This window comes from Aeromonas sp. DNRA1, assembly GCF_963888745.1.
GTDB lineage: Bacteria > Pseudomonadota > Gammaproteobacteria > Enterobacterales > Aeromonadaceae > Aeromonas > Aeromonas hydrophila.
On the sequence record NZ_CAWPKQ010000003.1, the window covers coordinates 202,901 to 217,030 of the forward strand.

The window sequence follows — 14,130 nt, forward strand, 5'->3', positions numbered from 1 at the left end:
CGTGAACAGACGCAATTTCCTCAAATTCGCCTCCGTCGGTGCGCTGGCGGCGGGCACCACCGTCTCCGGCACTGCCCTGGCGGCGGCCGAGAACAAGCCGCCCATTCCCGGCGCACTCGGCATGCTCTACGACTCTACCCTCTGCATCGGCTGCCAGGCCTGTGTGGCGGAGTGTCAGCGCCTCAACGGCAACCCTGCCAATCCGGCCGGGGAAGCGACCTGGTCCAACAACGACAAGCTGAGCCCCTACACCAACAACATCATTCAGGTGTGGAAGAGCGGCGCGGGTGAGCACAAGGATCAGCTGGTGGATGGCTATGCCTACATCAAGAAGCAGTGCATGCACTGCGTCGATCCCAACTGCGTCTCCGTCTGCCCGGTGCAGGCGCTGACCAAGGATCCCAAGACCGGCATCGTTCATTACGACCCGGACGTCTGCACCGGCTGCCGCTACTGCATGGTGGGCTGCCCGTTCGACGTGCCCAAATATGACTACGACAACCCGTTCGGGGCGATCCACAAGTGCGAGCTCTGCAACCAGAAGGGGCTTGAGCGCATCGATCAGGGCAAATTGCCCGGCTGTGTCGAGGTGTGCCCCACCGGCGCCGTCATCTTCGGCACCCGCGAGGCGCTGATGGCCGAGGCCAAGCGCCGGCTGCTGGCCACCCCGGGCAGCGAATATGCCTACCCGCGCCAGACTTTCAGCGCCAACGATCCCTACCTGCATGAGGTGCCCAACTACCAGCCTTACGTCTATGGCGAGAAGGAGGGGGGCGGTACCCAGGTGCTGGTGCTGGCCGGGGTGCCCTATACCAAGCTCGACATGCCTGACTTGCCGGAGCTCTCCTCCGGGGCGCGCTCCGAGCACATCCAGCACACCCTCTACAAGGGAATGGTGCTGCCGCTGGTGGTGCTGACCGGGCTCTCGGTGCTCATTCGCCGCAACACCAAGGACCATCAGGATGGCGACGATCATGACTCGCACGCGGGCCATGACAAGCAATCGGGAGGCAAGGATCATGAGTAATCACAAGGCACATCCGCTGGGGGGCAGGCTGGTCAGCTGGCCGGTCATGGTGCTGGCGCCGTTCGTCATCCTGTGCGGCATGCTGATCCTCAAACGCCTCATCTTCGGGCTGGGCTCGGTCACCGATCTCAACGGGGGTTATCCCTGGGGGCTCTGGATCTCGTTCGATCTGCTGATCGGCACCGGTTTCGCCTGCGGCGGCTGGGCGTTGGCCTGGGCGGTCTACGTCTTCAACCGGGGCGAGTATCACCCCCTGGTAAGGCCGGCCCTGCTGGCGAGTCTGTTTGGCTACTCGCTGGGGGGCCTCTCCATCACCATCGACGTCGGCCGTTACTGGAACCTGCCCTACTTCTACATTCCGGGTTTCTTCAACACCTCCTCGGTGCTGTTCGAGACGGCGGTCTGCATGACTATCTACATCGGGGTGATGGCGCTGGAGTTTGCCCCCGTGCTGCTGGAGAAGTTCGGCTGGAAAACCTCCATGGTGCGTCTCAACAAGATCATGTTCTTCATTCTGGCGCTGGGGGCACTGCTGCCCACCATGCACCAATCCTCGATGGGCTCGTTGATGATTGTGGCGGGGGAGAAGATCCATCCGCTCTGGCAAAGCTATGAGCTGCTGCCGGTCTTTTCGCTTCTGACCGCCTTCATCATGGGCTTCTCCATCGTAGTGTTTGAAGGCTCCCTGGTGCAGGCGGGGCTGGCGGGGCGCGGCCCCAACGAGAAGTCGCTGTTTTACAAGCTGACCCAGGTGATCGACATCTTCCTGATCCTGTTCGTGGCGCTGCGCTTTGCCGAGATCGTCATCAACGACAAGTCGGAGTATCTCTCCGAGTGGAATCGCTACGCCTTGATGTTCTGGAGCGAGATCGCGCTGATGATCTTCCCGCTGCTGGTGTTCCACTGGGACAAGAGCCGCCGGGACTCGCGCATGTTGTTCCTGGGGGCCCTCAGCATGCTGCTGGGCGCCGCCCTCTGGCGACTGGACTACTCCCTGCTCGCCTTCAACCCCGGCAATGGCTACCACTACTTCCCCTCCGCGGCGGAAGTGCTGATCTCCTTGGGCTTCGTCGCCATCGAGGTGTGTGCCTATTTGCTGCTGATCCGGCTGCTGCCGGTACTGCCATCACTTGAACGTGTTCACCAAGATTATCAGGCCCGAGGGAAAGCCAACGTATGAGCCAACGTATCACCATAGACCCCATCACCCGCATCGAGGGTCACCTGCGTATCGACTGTGAAATCGAAGGCGGCGTCGTCACTAAGGCCTGGTCGTCCGGCACCATGTGGCGCGGGATGGAGGAGATCGTCAAGGGCAACGACCCGCGCGATGCCTGGATGATAGTGCAGCGCATCTGCGGGGTGTGCACCTCCATTCACGCCATCGCCTCGGTGCGGGCGGTGGAGAACGCCATCGGCGCCAAGGTGCCGGTCAATGCCCAGTTTATCCGCAACCTCATCATCGCGGCCCATAACATCCACGATCACATCGTCCACTTCTATCAGCTCTCCGCGCTGGACTGGGTGGACATCACCGCGGCCCTTGAGGCCAATCCGCAAAAAGCGGCGGACATGCTCAAGGGGGTATCGACTTGGTCCCTCAACAGCGTCGACGAGCTGACCAAGGTGCAGGAGAAGATCCGCGCCCTGGTGGCGAGCGGCCAGCTCGGCATCTTCGCCAACGGCTACTGGGGCCACAAGGCGATGAAGCTGAGCCCGGAGGTGAACCTCATCGCCGTGGCTCACTATCTGCAGGCGCTGGAGTGCCAGCGCGATGCCAACCGCATCGTCGCCATTTTGGGCGGCAAGACCCCCCACATTCAGAATCTGGCGGTGGGCGGGGTGGCCAACCCCATCAACCTGGATGCACCGAGCGTGCTCAACCTCGAGCGGCTGCTCTACGTAAAGAGCTTTATCGACCGGCTCGGCGAGTTCATCGAGCAGGTCTACAAGGTGGATGCCGCCATCATAGCTGCCCACTACCCCGAGTGGCTGAACCTGGGGCAAGGGGCCAAGCACTACCTGAGCGTGCCTGAGCTGCCCACCGACGGTGACGGCGGCAGCTTCCTGATGCCCGGTGGCTACATCGAGAACGGCGATCTGGCTGGTTATCGCCCCATCGAGAGCCATCAGGATGCGTGGCTGATGGATGGCATTGCCGAGAGCAACAAGCACGCCTGGTACAAGGATGACGCCCCCCTCAAGCCCTGGGAGGGCAAGACCGAGCCGAACTACACCGGCTGGCAGGATGACGGCAAGTACTCCTGGGTCAAATCTCCCACCTTCTACGGCAAGGTGGTGGAGGTGGGGCCGCTTGCCGACTTGCTGGTGAAGCTGGCCGCCAAGCACCCGGAGACGGTGGCGCATTTCGATCAGCTGAACGGTCTCTACAAGACGCTCACCGGTTCAGCGATCAAGACCGAACAGCTGCACTCCACCCTGGGCCGCATCATCGGCCGGGCGGTACGCTGCTGTGTGCTCAAAGACACCCTGTCCCATCAGTGGAAGGCGCTGGTGGACAACATCGGCAAGGGGGATTTCAGCGCCTACATCAAGACCGAGATTCCGGCGGACAAGGAGTTTCGCGGGGTGGGCTTTGAAGAGGCGCCGCGCGGTATGCTCTCCCACTGGGTAGTCATCAAGGGCGGCAAGATCGAGAACTATCAGGCGGTGGTGCCATCGACCTGGAACTCGGGCCCGCGCAACTTCAACGACGAACCTGGCCCCTACGAGCAGGCGCTGGTGGGCACCCCGGTGGCGGATCCCGCCAAGCCACTGGAAGTGGTGCGCACCGTTCACTCGTTCGACCCCTGCATGTCCTGCGCAGTGCATGTGGTGGATACCCAAAATGGCGAAACGACTCAGGTGAAGGTGCTGTGATGAACACCTTGATCCTGGGTGTGGGCAACCTGCTCTTGAGTGACGAGGCCGTCGGCGTGCGCATCGTTGAGGGGCTGGGGCGCGAATACCGTTTCGCCCCCGGTATCGAGCTGCTCGATGGCGGCACCGCCGGCATGGAGTTGCTCGAAGCGATGGCCAGTCGCGATCACATCATTCTGGTGGATGCGGTGCGCAGCGGCAATCCGCCGGGCACCGTGGTGACCCTGAAGGATGAGGAGATCCCGACCCTGTTTGGCCGCAAGATCTCCCCTCACCAGCTGGGGCTGGCGGACGTGCTCTCGGCGCTGCACATGACGGGGGAATCCCCCAGGCGGCTCACTCTGATCGGCGTCGAGCCCGAATCCCTCGAGCCCCGCATCGGCCTCACCCCTGTGGTGGCGGCTGCCATGGTGGAGGCGACGGATCGGATTTTGACCCTGCTGGCCGCCGTTGGCGCGCCCGCCATTCCGCTCTCTGAGCAGGAGAAAGCTGAACAAGCACGGGAGGGCCTATGGCGCAGTCCAATTTAAGCGAGGCTGAGAGAGTGCTGGAGATAGTACCGGAGACAGCGCAGGAGTTTGCCGGCTTTGCCAGCAATCCCGCGCCTCTGCTGGTAGCCCAGTACGAGCGGATCGCTCGCGAAGAGATGCAGGCGCTGCCCTTCTATCACCCGGACATGCCAATCGTTGCGGAGTGCGTGGTGTTTGAAGGTCAGTGGCTCGGCTGCGTGCTCACCCCCTGGATGCTGAGCGTGGTGGTGCTGCCGGGGCCGGATCAGCTGTGGCCGGTGCGTAGCAACAGCGATCGGCTCGCCCTGCAGCTCCCCTGCGGCAACCTGACCTTTATGGTGGGGGCATTGCCCGAGACGGGGCAGTTGCTGGCCTGCTCGCTCATGTCCCCCATCGACCCGCATCTGGGGGCCGACGAGGGGCGTGCGCTGGTGAGCAGTACCCTCAAGATGCTGCTTTCGCTTCCGGTGCAGCAGGGGGAGGGCGGCGTGAACTTGAGCCGGCGCCGCCTGTTCAGCGGCCGGCGTGGCGACCCTGTTGGCGACACCCAGCGCTAGGTCTCATCTGCAATCAGGTTTAGAATAGGGGCCGTTTTGGCCCCTCACTCGCTTCTGTCGTGCCCCTGTTTTTCGATAGTGAGTGGTAAAACGAATAAGGGATCTTATGACCATTCAATGCTTTGGCTGCCACTCAGGCAGCAACGCCGGCCACCGTAAAGGCCTCTCTGTCACTGCGGCCGCCTTGCTGGCCCTGCTCTCGGGCGGTTTCTCTTCCATGGCGCAGGCTGCCCAGCCCGTCCCCGCCGAACTCAAGCTCGCCATCGGCGCCGAACCCACCGAAGGGTTTGACCCTTTGCTTGGCTGGAGTCACGGCAGCTACCTGCTGCTGCACAGTCCGCTGCTCAAGCAAAACGCCGATCTCAGCTGGCAAAACGTGCTCACCCAATCGGTGACTCCGAACCAGGATGGCAAGGGGTGGCTTATCCGCCTCAAGCCGGATCTGACATTCTCCAACGGCGCGCCGCTCACCGCCGAAGACGTCGCCTTTACCTACAACAGCGCAGCCCAGGGCGGCGGCAAGATCGACATGGGCAACTTTGTCTCGGCCAAGGTGCTCTCGCCTACCGAAGTTGCCATATCTTTAAGTGCTCCCCAGAGCACCTTCGTCAACGTGCTGGGATCTTTGGGGATAGTGTCGAAGCGGGATTACGATCCCAAGGCTTACGCCCGCCATCCGGTCGGTGCCGGCCCTTACCGGTTGGTGAGCTTCCTGCCCGGTCAACAGCTGGTGGTAGAGGCGAACCCCCATTACGCCGGCGGCATCAATGACTTCAAGCGGCTGGTGTTTGTCTTTATTGATGAAGAGAGCGCCTATGCCGCCGCCCAGAGCAGCCAGCTCGACCTGGTGCGCATCGCCCCGTCACTGGCGCCTACCGTGCCTGCCTCCCTCAAGCTGTGGGTGCGGCCGAGTGTCGAGAACCGCGGCATCGTCTTCCCCATTCCTGCAGCGAGCAAGCGTGGCGAAGAGGGTAAAAAAGATGCCAAGGGTTATCCCATCGGCAACGACGTGACCTCGGATGTGGCGGTGCGCCGCGCCATCAACTACGCCATCGACCGCAAGCTGCTGGCCGACCAGCTGCTGGAGGGGCACGCCATCCCCGCCTACAGCGCGGTAGAAGGCTTGCCCTGGCTGAACAAAGCCACCGCCTTCAAGGACGGGGATGCCGCCCACGCCAACGCCCTGCTCGACGAAGCGGGCTGGAAGATGGGCAGTGACGGCATTCGCTACAAGGGCGACCTGCGCGCAGCCTTTACCCTCTGGTACACCAGCGGTGATAGCACCCGCCGGGATTTGGCGGAAGCGGTGCGGGCCATGCTCAAACCCATTGGCCTTGAGGTGAGCCTCAAGTCCGGCAGCTGGGAGCAGGTGGAGCGGGAGATGCACGCCAATCCGGTGCTGATGGGGTGGGGGAGTCTGGATCCCATGGAGCTCTATCACCACTACCAGAGCGGCTCCGGTGGCGTGGAGTTCTACAACCCGGGCTACTACAGCAACCCTGTGGTGGATGGCCACCTCAAGCAGGCGCTGGATGCCCCGAACTGGCAGGCGGCCGTGCCGTTCTGGCAGCAGGTGGAGTGGGATGGCAAGACCGGCGCCGGAGTGCAGGGAGATGCCGCCTGGGCCTGGCTGCTCAATGTGCAGCACACTTATCTCGCCAACCGTTGCATCGATCTTGGCAAGGGGGCGCCGGAAATCCACGGTAGCTGGTCACTGCTCAACAACCTGCAGGATTGGCGGTGGACGTGCCGTTAAGTTCGTCCACTATGATGACTGCCACTCTAAAAGCCCTGCTGCGTCTGGCAGGGCTGCTTTGTCTGGTCTCGGTCGCCACCTTTGTGCTGCTGAGCTACTCCCCCATCGACCCCATCAAGGCCTATATCGGCAACGACCTGCTCCATGTGCCGCCGGAGCAGTACGCCCGCATTGCCGCCCGCTGGGGGCTGGATCAACCGCTCTGGCTGCGCTACTGGCACTGGTTTACCCAGGTGCTGCAGGGGGATCTCGGTTACTCCATGCTCTACAACGCGCCTGTAGGTGAAGTCATAGGCCAGCGCTTTGCTGCCTCCTTCCTGCTGCTGGCGGGTGCCTGGCTGCTCTCCGGCTTTTTCGGCATTCTGCTTGGCCTCTGTGCCGGTCGCTATCTCAATCGCTGGCCCGATCGCCTGATTTGCCGGTTTGCCTATCTGCTCGCCTCCCTGCCCACCTTCTGGGTCGGCCTCTTGCTGCTCGCCCTGTTTGCGGTGCACTGGCCGCTGTTGCCGGTCTGCTGCGCCTGGACGCCGGGGCTCGCTGCCGAGGAAGCAGATTGGGCATTGCGAGCGCGCCATCTGCTGCTGCCGGTCACCACGCTCGCCCTGCTCGGACTGGGCAATATTGCCCTGCATACCCGGGGGCGGGTGGCCGAGGTGCTGGAGAGCGACTTTATCCGCTACGCCCGCGCTCAGGGAGATGGCGGCTGGCCCATGCTGCGTTTTCATGTGCTGCGCCACGCCCTGACCCCGGCGCTCTGCCTGCAGTTTGCCTCCCTTGGCGAGCTGATTGGCGGATCGCTCTTGGCCGAGAAGGTCTTCTCCTACCCGGGGCTCGGCCAGGCCACTGTGGATGCGGGGCTGCGGGGCGATATCCCCTTGCTGATGGGCATAGTGCTGTTCTGCACCCTGCTGGTCTTTATTGGCAACACGGTGGCCAGTTTGCTGCTGGCCCGCATCAATCGGGGTTGGGAGGGTGAGCATGCTGTTTAATCCGTTTCCCTCCATACTGCGGCTGGTTTTTGCCCTGCTCGGATTGGCGCTGCTGGCTGCTTACGGCTGGAGCCTCTCTCATCAGGATGTGCCGATGGATCTACTGGCGCGCCAGCAGCCTCCCTCGCTGGCCCACTGGTTCGGCACCGATCAGATGGGGCGGGATCTCTGGTTGCGGGCCTTTCAGGGCACCCTCACCAGTCTGGAACTCGGCATCAGCACGGCTCTCTGCAGTGGCCTGCTGGCCATGGTGGCGGCAAGCGTATCGCTCATTCACCCCAGATGCGATGCGGCGGTGCGAATGGTGATCGACGCCATGCTGGCGCTGCCCCATATGCTGCTGCTGATCCTTATCTGCTTTACCGTGGGGGGGGGTATGCGCGGGGTGATCCTGGCGGTGGCGCTCACCCACTGGCCCAAGTTGGCGCTGATCCTTTGCGCAGAAGCGCGGCGGATCGCCTGCAGCGACTACGTAGTGCTGGCCCGCTGTCAGGGGATGGGAGCGCTGCGTCGCTGGCGTACCCACCTGCTGCCGGGGCTGTTGCCCCAGTGGTTTATCGGCACCTTGCTGATGTTTCCCCATGCGGTGCTGCACAGCGCGGCCTTGAGCTTTCTCGGCTTTGGGCTGGCGGCCCACGAGGCCTCGTTGGGTCTACTGCTGGCCGATGCGTTGCGTTATCTTGCCGGTGGCGGCTGGTGGCTGGCCCTCTTCCCGGGGCTGATGTTGCTGCTGCTGGTGTTGCTGTTTGATCAGGCTACCCGCGCCTTGCAACAGTTGCTGTGGCACAGGAGTGAACCATGCTGAGTTTTGACCAGGTGACCATAGAGGCAGCCCACTACTCTTGGCTGGGGCGGCGCAGCTGGCAGCCATTGCTGACCGATATCAGCCTGCAACTGGCGCCGGGGGAGATAGTGGCGCTGGTGGGGGGGAGCGGCGAGGGCAAGAGCCTGTTGCTGCAAAGCGCTCTGACATTGCTGCCGGACAACCTGCGGATGCGCGGCAGCATCTCCCTCGATGGCGTGCCCCTGTGTGATGCCAGCCGGGCCCGTTTGCGCGGCCACACCCTCTGCTATGTGCCACAGGGGGTAAGCGCCCTCAATCCGTTGCTGACGGTGGAGCGTCAGCTGGGACGTGCGGCACGCCTCTGCGGCCAGAGCGGTTCTCGCGAGCGGCTCGGCGAGCAGTTGCTGCGCTACCAGCTGCCCGCCACCACCCTGGACAGATTCCCGCGCCAGCTCTCCGGCGGCATGGCCAAGCGCATTCTGGCCTGCACTGCGGCGCTCGGCGGTGCCCGCTACATTCTGGCAGACGAGATCACCGCATGGCTCGACGAGGGGCTGGCCTGTCTGCTGCTCTGCCAGTTGCGTGAATTGGCCAATCAGGGCAGCGGTATCCTCTGGGTGACCCACGATCTGGCGCTGGCAGCCCGCTTTGCCGATCGCATCGTGGCGCTGCATCAGGGGCAGGTGAGCGACACCTTGAGCAGCCACCATCTGCGTCAGGGGCAGGGGAGCGAGATGCTCCGTGCCCACTGGCAGGCGCTGCCTGAGTTCAATGCACTCTTCTCTATGCCGGAGGTTTCCTGATGTTGGAACTACGAAATCTCACCATCGACCAGGGGGAGCGCCCTCTCTGGCAGGGGTTATCGCTGACGGTGAAAGCGGGCGAGCGGCTCGGTATCTCTGCCCCGAGCGGCCATGGCAAGACCACGCTGGGGCGGGTATTGGCCGGTTGGCAACCAGTTCGAGGAAGCGGGGAAATGCTGCTGGATGGGCAGCCTTTGCCTAAGCAGGTGAAAGGCTACAATCCCATCCAGCTGGTGCCCCAGCACCCGGAGCTCACCTTCAATCCCTATCGCACCACCGGGCAGGCGCTGTGGGATGTATGGCACCCCGATGACGCCATGCTGGCCCGCTTTATGGTCAAGCCTGCGTGGCTCAGTCGCAAGCCCGGTCAACTCTCCGGCGGCGAGTTGGCCCGCATCGCATTGCTGCGTGCCCTCGATCCCCGCACCCGTCTGCTGATTGCCGATGAGGTGACCGCCCAGCTGGATCCGCAAATTCAGCGTCAACTCTGGCGGGAGTTGATGGTTGAGTGCGAGCAGCGTGGTCTTGGCATGCTTGTCTTCAGTCACCAGCAGGCACTGCTGCGTCAGATCTGTCATCGGGTGCTGCGCTTTGGGGAGATGCAGCCCGTGACTGGTGTATTGGCTGAAAATGCGGCCTGAGGGTTAGTTCCCCCTCATCCCCAGCCCTTCTCCCGCAAGGGGAGAAGGGGGCAGACGGTGACTCTCCCCAAGCTTGGGGGCACAAGCTGGTTGTTATGCTCGCAGTGCGCGTACTTCGAACTTATTGCCACTATCCACGAACCGGTCCCCTCTCCCTGGGGAGAGGGTCAGGGTGAGAGGACGCTGGCGACTCCGAACAGATAGCATGGCCGACAAGGTTCGCAGATAAAAGAGAGGGAGGCATCAGCCTCCCTCTCTTGTTATCCGCCGTTGGTAACGGCATTTAACCGGTTCTGGTTCAGGCCGTAGCCAGCCAGTTCAGCCAGGCATCCATCCCTTCGCCTGTGGTGGCGCTGATCTGGATCACCTGGATATAGGGGTTGACCCGTTTGGCGTTCTCGATGCAGCGTGCCACGTCAAAGCTGACGTAGGGCAGCAGATCAATCTTGTTGATCACCATCAGCTGGGCGGCGGCAAACATGTCCGGGTATTTCAGCGGCTTCTCTTCCCCCTCGGTGACGGAGAGGATCGCCACCTTGTACTTCTCGCCGAGATCGAAGCTGGCGGGGCAGACCAGATTGCCCACGTTCTCGATAAAGAGGATGCCCCCTTCATTGGCGGGCAGCTGGTGGCAGGCGTCGTGGACCATTTTGGCGTCCAGATGACAGCCCTTGCCGGTGTTGATCTGCACCGCAGGGACGCCGGTGGCGCGAATGCGATCCGCATCGGCGCTGGTCTGCTGATCCCCTTCGATCACCGCGCAGGGGCGTTTGTCGGCCAGTTGGCGCAAGGTTTCGCACAGCAGGGTGGTCTTGCCTGAACCCGGGCTCGACACCAGATTGAGTACCAGCTGGGCCGCTTCGTCGAAGTGTTCGCGGTTGTGGGCGGCCAGTGCGTTGTTCTTGGCCAGCACATCCATCTCGATGGCGATCAACTGGCGCTGCCCCATGCCGGGGACCGACAATCCTGCTTCCCCTTTGCCATAGTGCAGGTCACCCTGCTGATGGTCATGGTCATGGTCATGGTCATGGTCATGGTCATGGTCATGGCTGTGATCATGGGGATGCGCGTGGGAATGGCCGTGGTCATGAGATTGGGCATGCTCATGATGATGGTCGTGGGGGTGATCATGGTGGTGCTCATGGGGGTGATCATGCCCCTCGTGGCTTATGGGCGCTCGCACCCCGTGGTAGTGGTGATGGACATCCCCCTGATGGTGATAGTGGTGGTGAATGATCAGGGTGTGCGGCGCGCTCTGCTCGTGGTCATGATGGTGATGGGCGTCATGAGCATGATGATGGTCGTGCTCATGACCATGTTCATGGTGATGTTCATGTTCGTGATGATGCTCATGATCGTGCTCATGGCCGGCGATCCGCGCCTGGCCGCATCCGCATACGCTACACATATCAACTTACCTCGATGTCGGTGATGCGCAGGCTATCACCCTGCGCGACTCGTAATTTGTATCCACCACACCCGGGACAGGCCTGCCCGCGCGCGGTGAGGGTGACCGTCTTGCTGCAGTCGTAACACCAGGCCTCTGCCGCCTGGTGCTGAAAGTGAAGCTGGGCCCCTTCGACGGCGGTGCCCTTGGCGGCAGCCTCGAAACAGAAGGCAATGGTGTCCGGGTCGACGCAGGAGAAGCTGCCGACCTCGAGCCAGAGGGCGGTCACCCTGGTAAACCCCCGCTGGGTGGCCTGCTCGGCGGCCAGATCGATGGCAGCCATGGCCAGAGACATTTCGTGCATGGTGACTCCTTAACCGATATGGGGAGGAGCAGTGACTCCTCCCTGTAATTGACCGAACGGCATGGCTGCTCAACAGATCCGCGGCAGCAGCTCCCCTTGCGGCAGCTCCAGATAACGGCGGCTACCCCAGGGGTTGCTCAGGATCACCTTGTGACGATCGCTTGCCTGCACCACGCCGATCTGGCTGGCAGTGGGGTTGAATTGCCGCAAGATGCCCAGCGCGTCCTGTGCCTGTTCGGCAGGCAGGGCCAGCACCATGGTTCCCTCGTTGGCGAGATCATGGGGCTCGAAACCGTAGAGCTCGCACAGGCCACGCACCGGATCGCACACCGGAATGGCGGACTCCTCCAGTTCGATGGCCACCTGGGAGGCGCTGCTCCACTCGTTGAGCACGGCGGCAAGGCCACCGCGGGTGGCGTCGCGCAGGGCGTGAGGGGTAATGCCAGCTTTTAGCAGCGCTTCTACCTGCGGCCAGAGGGTGGTGCAGTCGCTCTTGAGATCAGATCCCAGTTGCAGGGCGTCACGGGCCATCAGGATGCAGGCGCCGTGGCTGCCGATATCCCGTGACACCAGAATGGCGTCACCGGCTTTGAGGTTGCGCACCGAGATGCCCCGGCTCTGCTCAGGCCGCGGGAAGGTGCCGACCCCACTGGTGTTGATAAAGATCTTGTCGGCCGCCCCCTTGGGCACCACCTTGGTGTCGCCGCAGACGATGCGGGCACCGCTGTTGGCAAGCTCAGCCGCCATCGACTCGACGATGCGGGCAAGATCGGCGTAGGGGAACCCCTCCTCGATGATAAAGCTGGCGCTCAGATACTCGGGCTTGGCCCCCATCATGGCGAGATCGTTGACCGTACCGGCGATGGCCAGCTTGCCGATATCACCCCCCTCGAAGAAGAGCGGCGAGACGGTAAAGCTGTCGGTGGTAAAGGCGACGGGGCCGCTTACCGGCAGCAGGGCGGCATCTTCACCGCGCAGCAGGATCTCGTTGCCAAAGTGGCGAAAGAAGAGCTGGTTGATCAGCTGGTTCATTTCTACACCGCCGCCGCCGTGGCTTAACTGAATTTCTCTCATTGGATCCCCATATATCGATAGTAGGCATTGCAGGCCCCTTCGGAGCTGACCATGCAGCTGCCCATGGGCTGGGTCGGGGTGCAGCCCCGGCCAAAGACTTTGCACTGGTTCGGTTTGGCCAGGCCGCGCAGGATATCGGCGCACTGGCACGCCTTGTGGTCATCGATGGGAGTCTGATTGAGTTGAAAGTGGCGCTCCGCATCGCGTTTGGCAAAGGCATCGCGCAGGCGCAGGGCGGAGGCGTTGATATCCCCGAGACCCCGCCAGCGAAAGTGCTCGCGGGTTTCGAAAAAGCGCTCAACCAGCCGCTGGGCGGCTTTATTGCCGCTGGCGGTGACGGCGCGGCTGTACTGCACCTCCAGCGCGAAGCGACCCTCCACCTTCTGGCGCACCATCATCAAGAGCGCCTCCATCACATCCACCGGTTCGAAGCCACTCACCACCACCGGCACCTGATAACGATCGACGATGGGCAGGTAGATATCGGCGCCGGTGATGACGCTGACGTGGGAGGGGCCGATAAAGGCGTTCACCTTGGCCACCCCGTTGGCCATCACCGCATGAATGGCGGGCGGCACCAGCACATGGTTGATATGAAACAGCAGATTCTCGACCTCTTGTTCTTCAGCGGCAGCCAGCAGCGCTGCTGTCATCGGGGTAGAGGTCTCGAAACCGATGGCGAAGAAGACCACGGTTTTCTCAGGGTTCTCACGGGCGATACGCAGGGCATCGAGGGGGTCATAGACCGGACGGATATCGCTCCCTTTGGCGCGCTGCTGGGCCAGCGTGCCCCTGGAGCCCGGCACCCGGATCATGTCCCCCAGGGTGACCAGAATGACGTTCGGTTGGCGGGTGAGCTCGATGGCCTGATCGATGCGCTCTTTGGGCATGATGCAGACCGGGCAGCCGGGACCGTGGACAAACTCGATGCTGGCCGGCAGCAACTGGTGCAGGCCGTATTTCATGATGGTGTGGGTATGGCCACCGCACACCTCCATCACCCGCAGCGGCTCGGGCAGATCTTTGGCCAGTTCATTAATTTGGGCGGCGAGGGCGCGGATCACCTCGGGCTGACGAAAGCCCTGAAAGAGATCATTGAGGGTCAGCATGGCAAGATATCCTGTTTGGGCATCAGGGCCACCATCTGGCGGAAGCTCTTGAGGCTGGCCTGCGCCTCCTCTTCGTCAATCTTGCTCATCACAAAGCCAATGTGGAGCAGCACATAATCGCCCACCTGGAGGGGCTCTTCGAGCAGCATGCAGCTGACGCGCCGCTGTACTCCCAGGGTGTCGACGGTGACGCAGTTATCTTCGGGGTGCAGTTGCACCACCTGAGAAGGGATGGATAGACACATGAATT

16 protein-coding genes are annotated in these 14,130 nt (G+C 62.6%); 11 read left to right on the plus strand and 5 right to left on the minus strand.

Annotation, left to right across the window (positions count from 1 at the left end; genetic code table 11):
- The first annotated feature begins 1 nt into the window (after position 1).
- From hybA to AACQ43_RS11040, 10 genes are all read left to right on the plus strand, one after another.
- Positions 2 to 1,027: a hydrogenase 2 operon protein HybA gene (gene hybA, locus AACQ43_RS10995; protein ID WP_010674402.1), complete on the plus strand. Its 1,026-nt coding sequence runs from the start codon at positions 2 to 4 to the stop codon at positions 1,025 to 1,027.
- Positions 1,020 to 2,207 carry a Ni/Fe-hydrogenase cytochrome b subunit gene (hybB, locus tag AACQ43_RS11000; protein ID WP_168967267.1) on the plus strand — a complete coding sequence of 396 codons (1,188 nt, stop codon included), beginning with the start codon at positions 1,020 to 1,022 and terminating at the stop codon, positions 2,205 to 2,207. Before hybA ends, hybB begins: the two co-directional genes overlap by 8 nt.
- Positions 2,204 to 3,907, plus strand: a complete 1,704-nt coding sequence (gene hybC / locus AACQ43_RS11005; RefSeq protein WP_168967268.1) for a hydrogenase 2 large subunit — start codon at positions 2,204 to 2,206, stop codon at positions 3,905 to 3,907. The genes hybB and hybC overlap by 4 nt, the downstream gene beginning before the upstream one ends.
- Entirely contained in the window at positions 3,907 to 4,437 is a 531-nt protein-coding gene (locus AACQ43_RS11010; protein ID WP_168967269.1) for a HyaD/HybD family hydrogenase maturation endopeptidase, read from the plus strand. The genes hybC and AACQ43_RS11010 overlap by 1 nt, the downstream gene beginning before the upstream one ends.
- Positions 4,419 to 4,973, plus strand: a complete 555-nt coding sequence (gene hybE, locus AACQ43_RS11015) for a hydrogenase-2 assembly chaperone (protein WP_168967270.1) — start codon at positions 4,419 to 4,421, stop codon at positions 4,971 to 4,973. Before AACQ43_RS11010 ends, hybE begins: the two co-directional genes overlap by 19 nt.
- A gap of 106 nt (positions 4,974 to 5,079) precedes the next feature.
- Entirely contained in the window at positions 5,080 to 6,729 is a 1,650-nt protein-coding gene (locus tag AACQ43_RS11020) for an ABC transporter substrate-binding protein (protein WP_168967271.1), read from the plus strand.
- Positions 6,714 to 7,718: an ABC transporter permease gene (locus AACQ43_RS11025; protein WP_445206789.1), complete on the plus strand. Its 1,005-nt coding sequence runs from the start codon at positions 6,714 to 6,716 to the stop codon at positions 7,716 to 7,718. Before AACQ43_RS11020 ends, AACQ43_RS11025 begins: the two co-directional genes overlap by 16 nt.
- Positions 7,708 to 8,523, plus strand: coding sequence for an ABC transporter permease (locus tag AACQ43_RS11030; protein ID WP_168967273.1), 816 nt, complete (start codon positions 7,708 to 7,710; stop codon positions 8,521 to 8,523). The genes AACQ43_RS11025 and AACQ43_RS11030 overlap by 11 nt, the downstream gene beginning before the upstream one ends.
- A complete protein-coding gene (locus tag AACQ43_RS11035) occupies positions 8,517 to 9,305 on the plus strand; it encodes an ATP-binding cassette domain-containing protein (RefSeq protein ID WP_168967274.1) in 789 nt (262 codons plus the stop codon). The genes AACQ43_RS11030 and AACQ43_RS11035 overlap by 7 nt, the downstream gene beginning before the upstream one ends.
- Positions 9,305 to 9,946 carry an ATP-binding cassette domain-containing protein gene (locus AACQ43_RS11040; RefSeq protein WP_168967275.1) on the plus strand — a complete coding sequence of 214 codons (642 nt, stop codon included), beginning with the start codon at positions 9,305 to 9,307 and terminating at the stop codon, positions 9,944 to 9,946. The genes AACQ43_RS11035 and AACQ43_RS11040 overlap by 1 nt, the downstream gene beginning before the upstream one ends.
- Before the next feature lie 298 nt (positions 9,947 to 10,244).
- On the opposite strand, the gene hypB is transcribed toward AACQ43_RS11040, so the two are convergent.
- The gene (hypB, locus tag AACQ43_RS11045; RefSeq protein WP_339354062.1) at positions 10,245 to 11,117 is read right to left on the minus strand and encodes a hydrogenase nickel incorporation protein HypB; all 873 of its coding nucleotides are present in this window, start codon (positions 11,115 to 11,117) and stop codon (positions 10,245 to 10,247) included.
- Here hypB and AACQ43_RS11050 point away from each other — a divergent pair.
- Positions 11,004 to 11,378, plus strand: a complete 375-nt coding sequence (locus tag AACQ43_RS11050) for a hypothetical protein (RefSeq protein WP_339354056.1) — start codon at positions 11,004 to 11,006, stop codon at positions 11,376 to 11,378. The two genes, hypB and AACQ43_RS11050, sit on opposite strands and share 114 nt — an antisense overlap.
- Here the strand turns inward: AACQ43_RS11050 and hypA are convergent.
- From hypA to AACQ43_RS11070, 4 genes are all read right to left on the minus strand, one after another.
- On the minus strand, positions 11,356 to 11,697 hold the full coding sequence (gene hypA, locus AACQ43_RS11055; protein ID WP_168967277.1) for a hydrogenase maturation nickel metallochaperone HypA: 342 nt from the start codon (positions 11,695 to 11,697) through the stop codon (positions 11,356 to 11,358). The two genes, AACQ43_RS11050 and hypA, sit on opposite strands and share 23 nt — an antisense overlap.
- Before the next feature lie 69 nt (positions 11,698 to 11,766).
- On the minus strand, positions 11,767 to 12,771 hold the full coding sequence (gene hypE / locus AACQ43_RS11060) for a hydrogenase expression/formation protein HypE (protein WP_168967278.1): 1,005 nt from the start codon (positions 12,769 to 12,771) through the stop codon (positions 11,767 to 11,769).
- The gene (hypD, locus tag AACQ43_RS11065; protein ID WP_168967279.1) at positions 12,768 to 13,880 is read right to left on the minus strand and encodes a hydrogenase formation protein HypD; all 1,113 of its coding nucleotides are present in this window, start codon (positions 13,878 to 13,880) and stop codon (positions 12,768 to 12,770) included. Before hypD ends, hypE begins: the two co-directional genes overlap by 4 nt.
- Positions 13,874 to 14,125, minus strand: coding sequence for a HypC/HybG/HupF family hydrogenase formation chaperone (locus AACQ43_RS11070; RefSeq protein ID WP_168967280.1), 252 nt, complete (start codon positions 14,123 to 14,125; stop codon positions 13,874 to 13,876). Before AACQ43_RS11070 ends, hypD begins: the two co-directional genes overlap by 7 nt.
- Positions 14,126 to 14,130: the final 5 nt, after the last annotated feature.

What these genes read in the sequence shown, in the direction of transcription:
- hybB (WP_168967267.1), top strand. Translation starts at nt 1,020, where the DNA reads ATGAGTAATCACAAGGCACATCCGCTGGGGGGCAGGCTGGTCAGCTGG.
- hybC (WP_168967268.1), top strand. Translation starts at nt 2,204, where the DNA reads ATGAGCCAACGTATCACCATAGACCCCATCACCCGCATCGAGGGTCAC.
- AACQ43_RS11010 (WP_168967269.1), top strand. Translation starts at nt 3,907, where the DNA reads ATGAACACCTTGATCCTGGGTGTGGGCAACCTGCTCTTGAGTGACGAG.
- hybE (WP_168967270.1), top strand. Translation starts at nt 4,419, where the DNA reads ATGGCGCAGTCCAATTTAAGCGAGGCTGAGAGAGTGCTGGAGATAGTA.
- AACQ43_RS11020 (WP_168967271.1), top strand. Translation starts at nt 5,080, where the DNA reads ATGACCATTCAATGCTTTGGCTGCCACTCAGGCAGCAACGCCGGCCAC.
- AACQ43_RS11030 (WP_168967273.1), top strand. Translation starts at nt 7,708, where the DNA reads ATGCTGTTTAATCCGTTTCCCTCCATACTGCGGCTGGTTTTTGCCCTG.
- AACQ43_RS11035 (WP_168967274.1), top strand. Translation starts at nt 8,517, where the DNA reads ATGCTGAGTTTTGACCAGGTGACCATAGAGGCAGCCCACTACTCTTGG.
- AACQ43_RS11040 (WP_168967275.1), top strand. Translation starts at nt 9,305, where the DNA reads ATGTTGGAACTACGAAATCTCACCATCGACCAGGGGGAGCGCCCTCTC.
- AACQ43_RS11050 (WP_339354056.1), top strand. Translation starts at nt 11,004, where the DNA reads ATGGGGATGCGCGTGGGAATGGCCGTGGTCATGAGATTGGGCATGCTC.
- hypA (WP_168967277.1), bottom strand. Translation starts at nt 11,697, where the DNA reads ATGCACGAAATGTCTCTGGCCATGGCTGCCATCGATCTGGCCGCCGAG.
- hypE (WP_168967278.1), bottom strand. Translation starts at nt 12,771, where the DNA reads ATGAGAGAAATTCAGTTAAGCCACGGCGGCGGCGGTGTAGAAATGAAC.
- hypD (WP_168967279.1), bottom strand. Translation starts at nt 13,880, where the DNA reads ATGCTGACCCTCAATGATCTCTTTCAGGGCTTTCGTCAGCCCGAGGTG.
- AACQ43_RS11070 (WP_168967280.1), bottom strand. Translation starts at nt 14,125, where the DNA reads ATGTGTCTATCCATCCCTTCTCAGGTGGTGCAACTGCACCCCGAAGAT.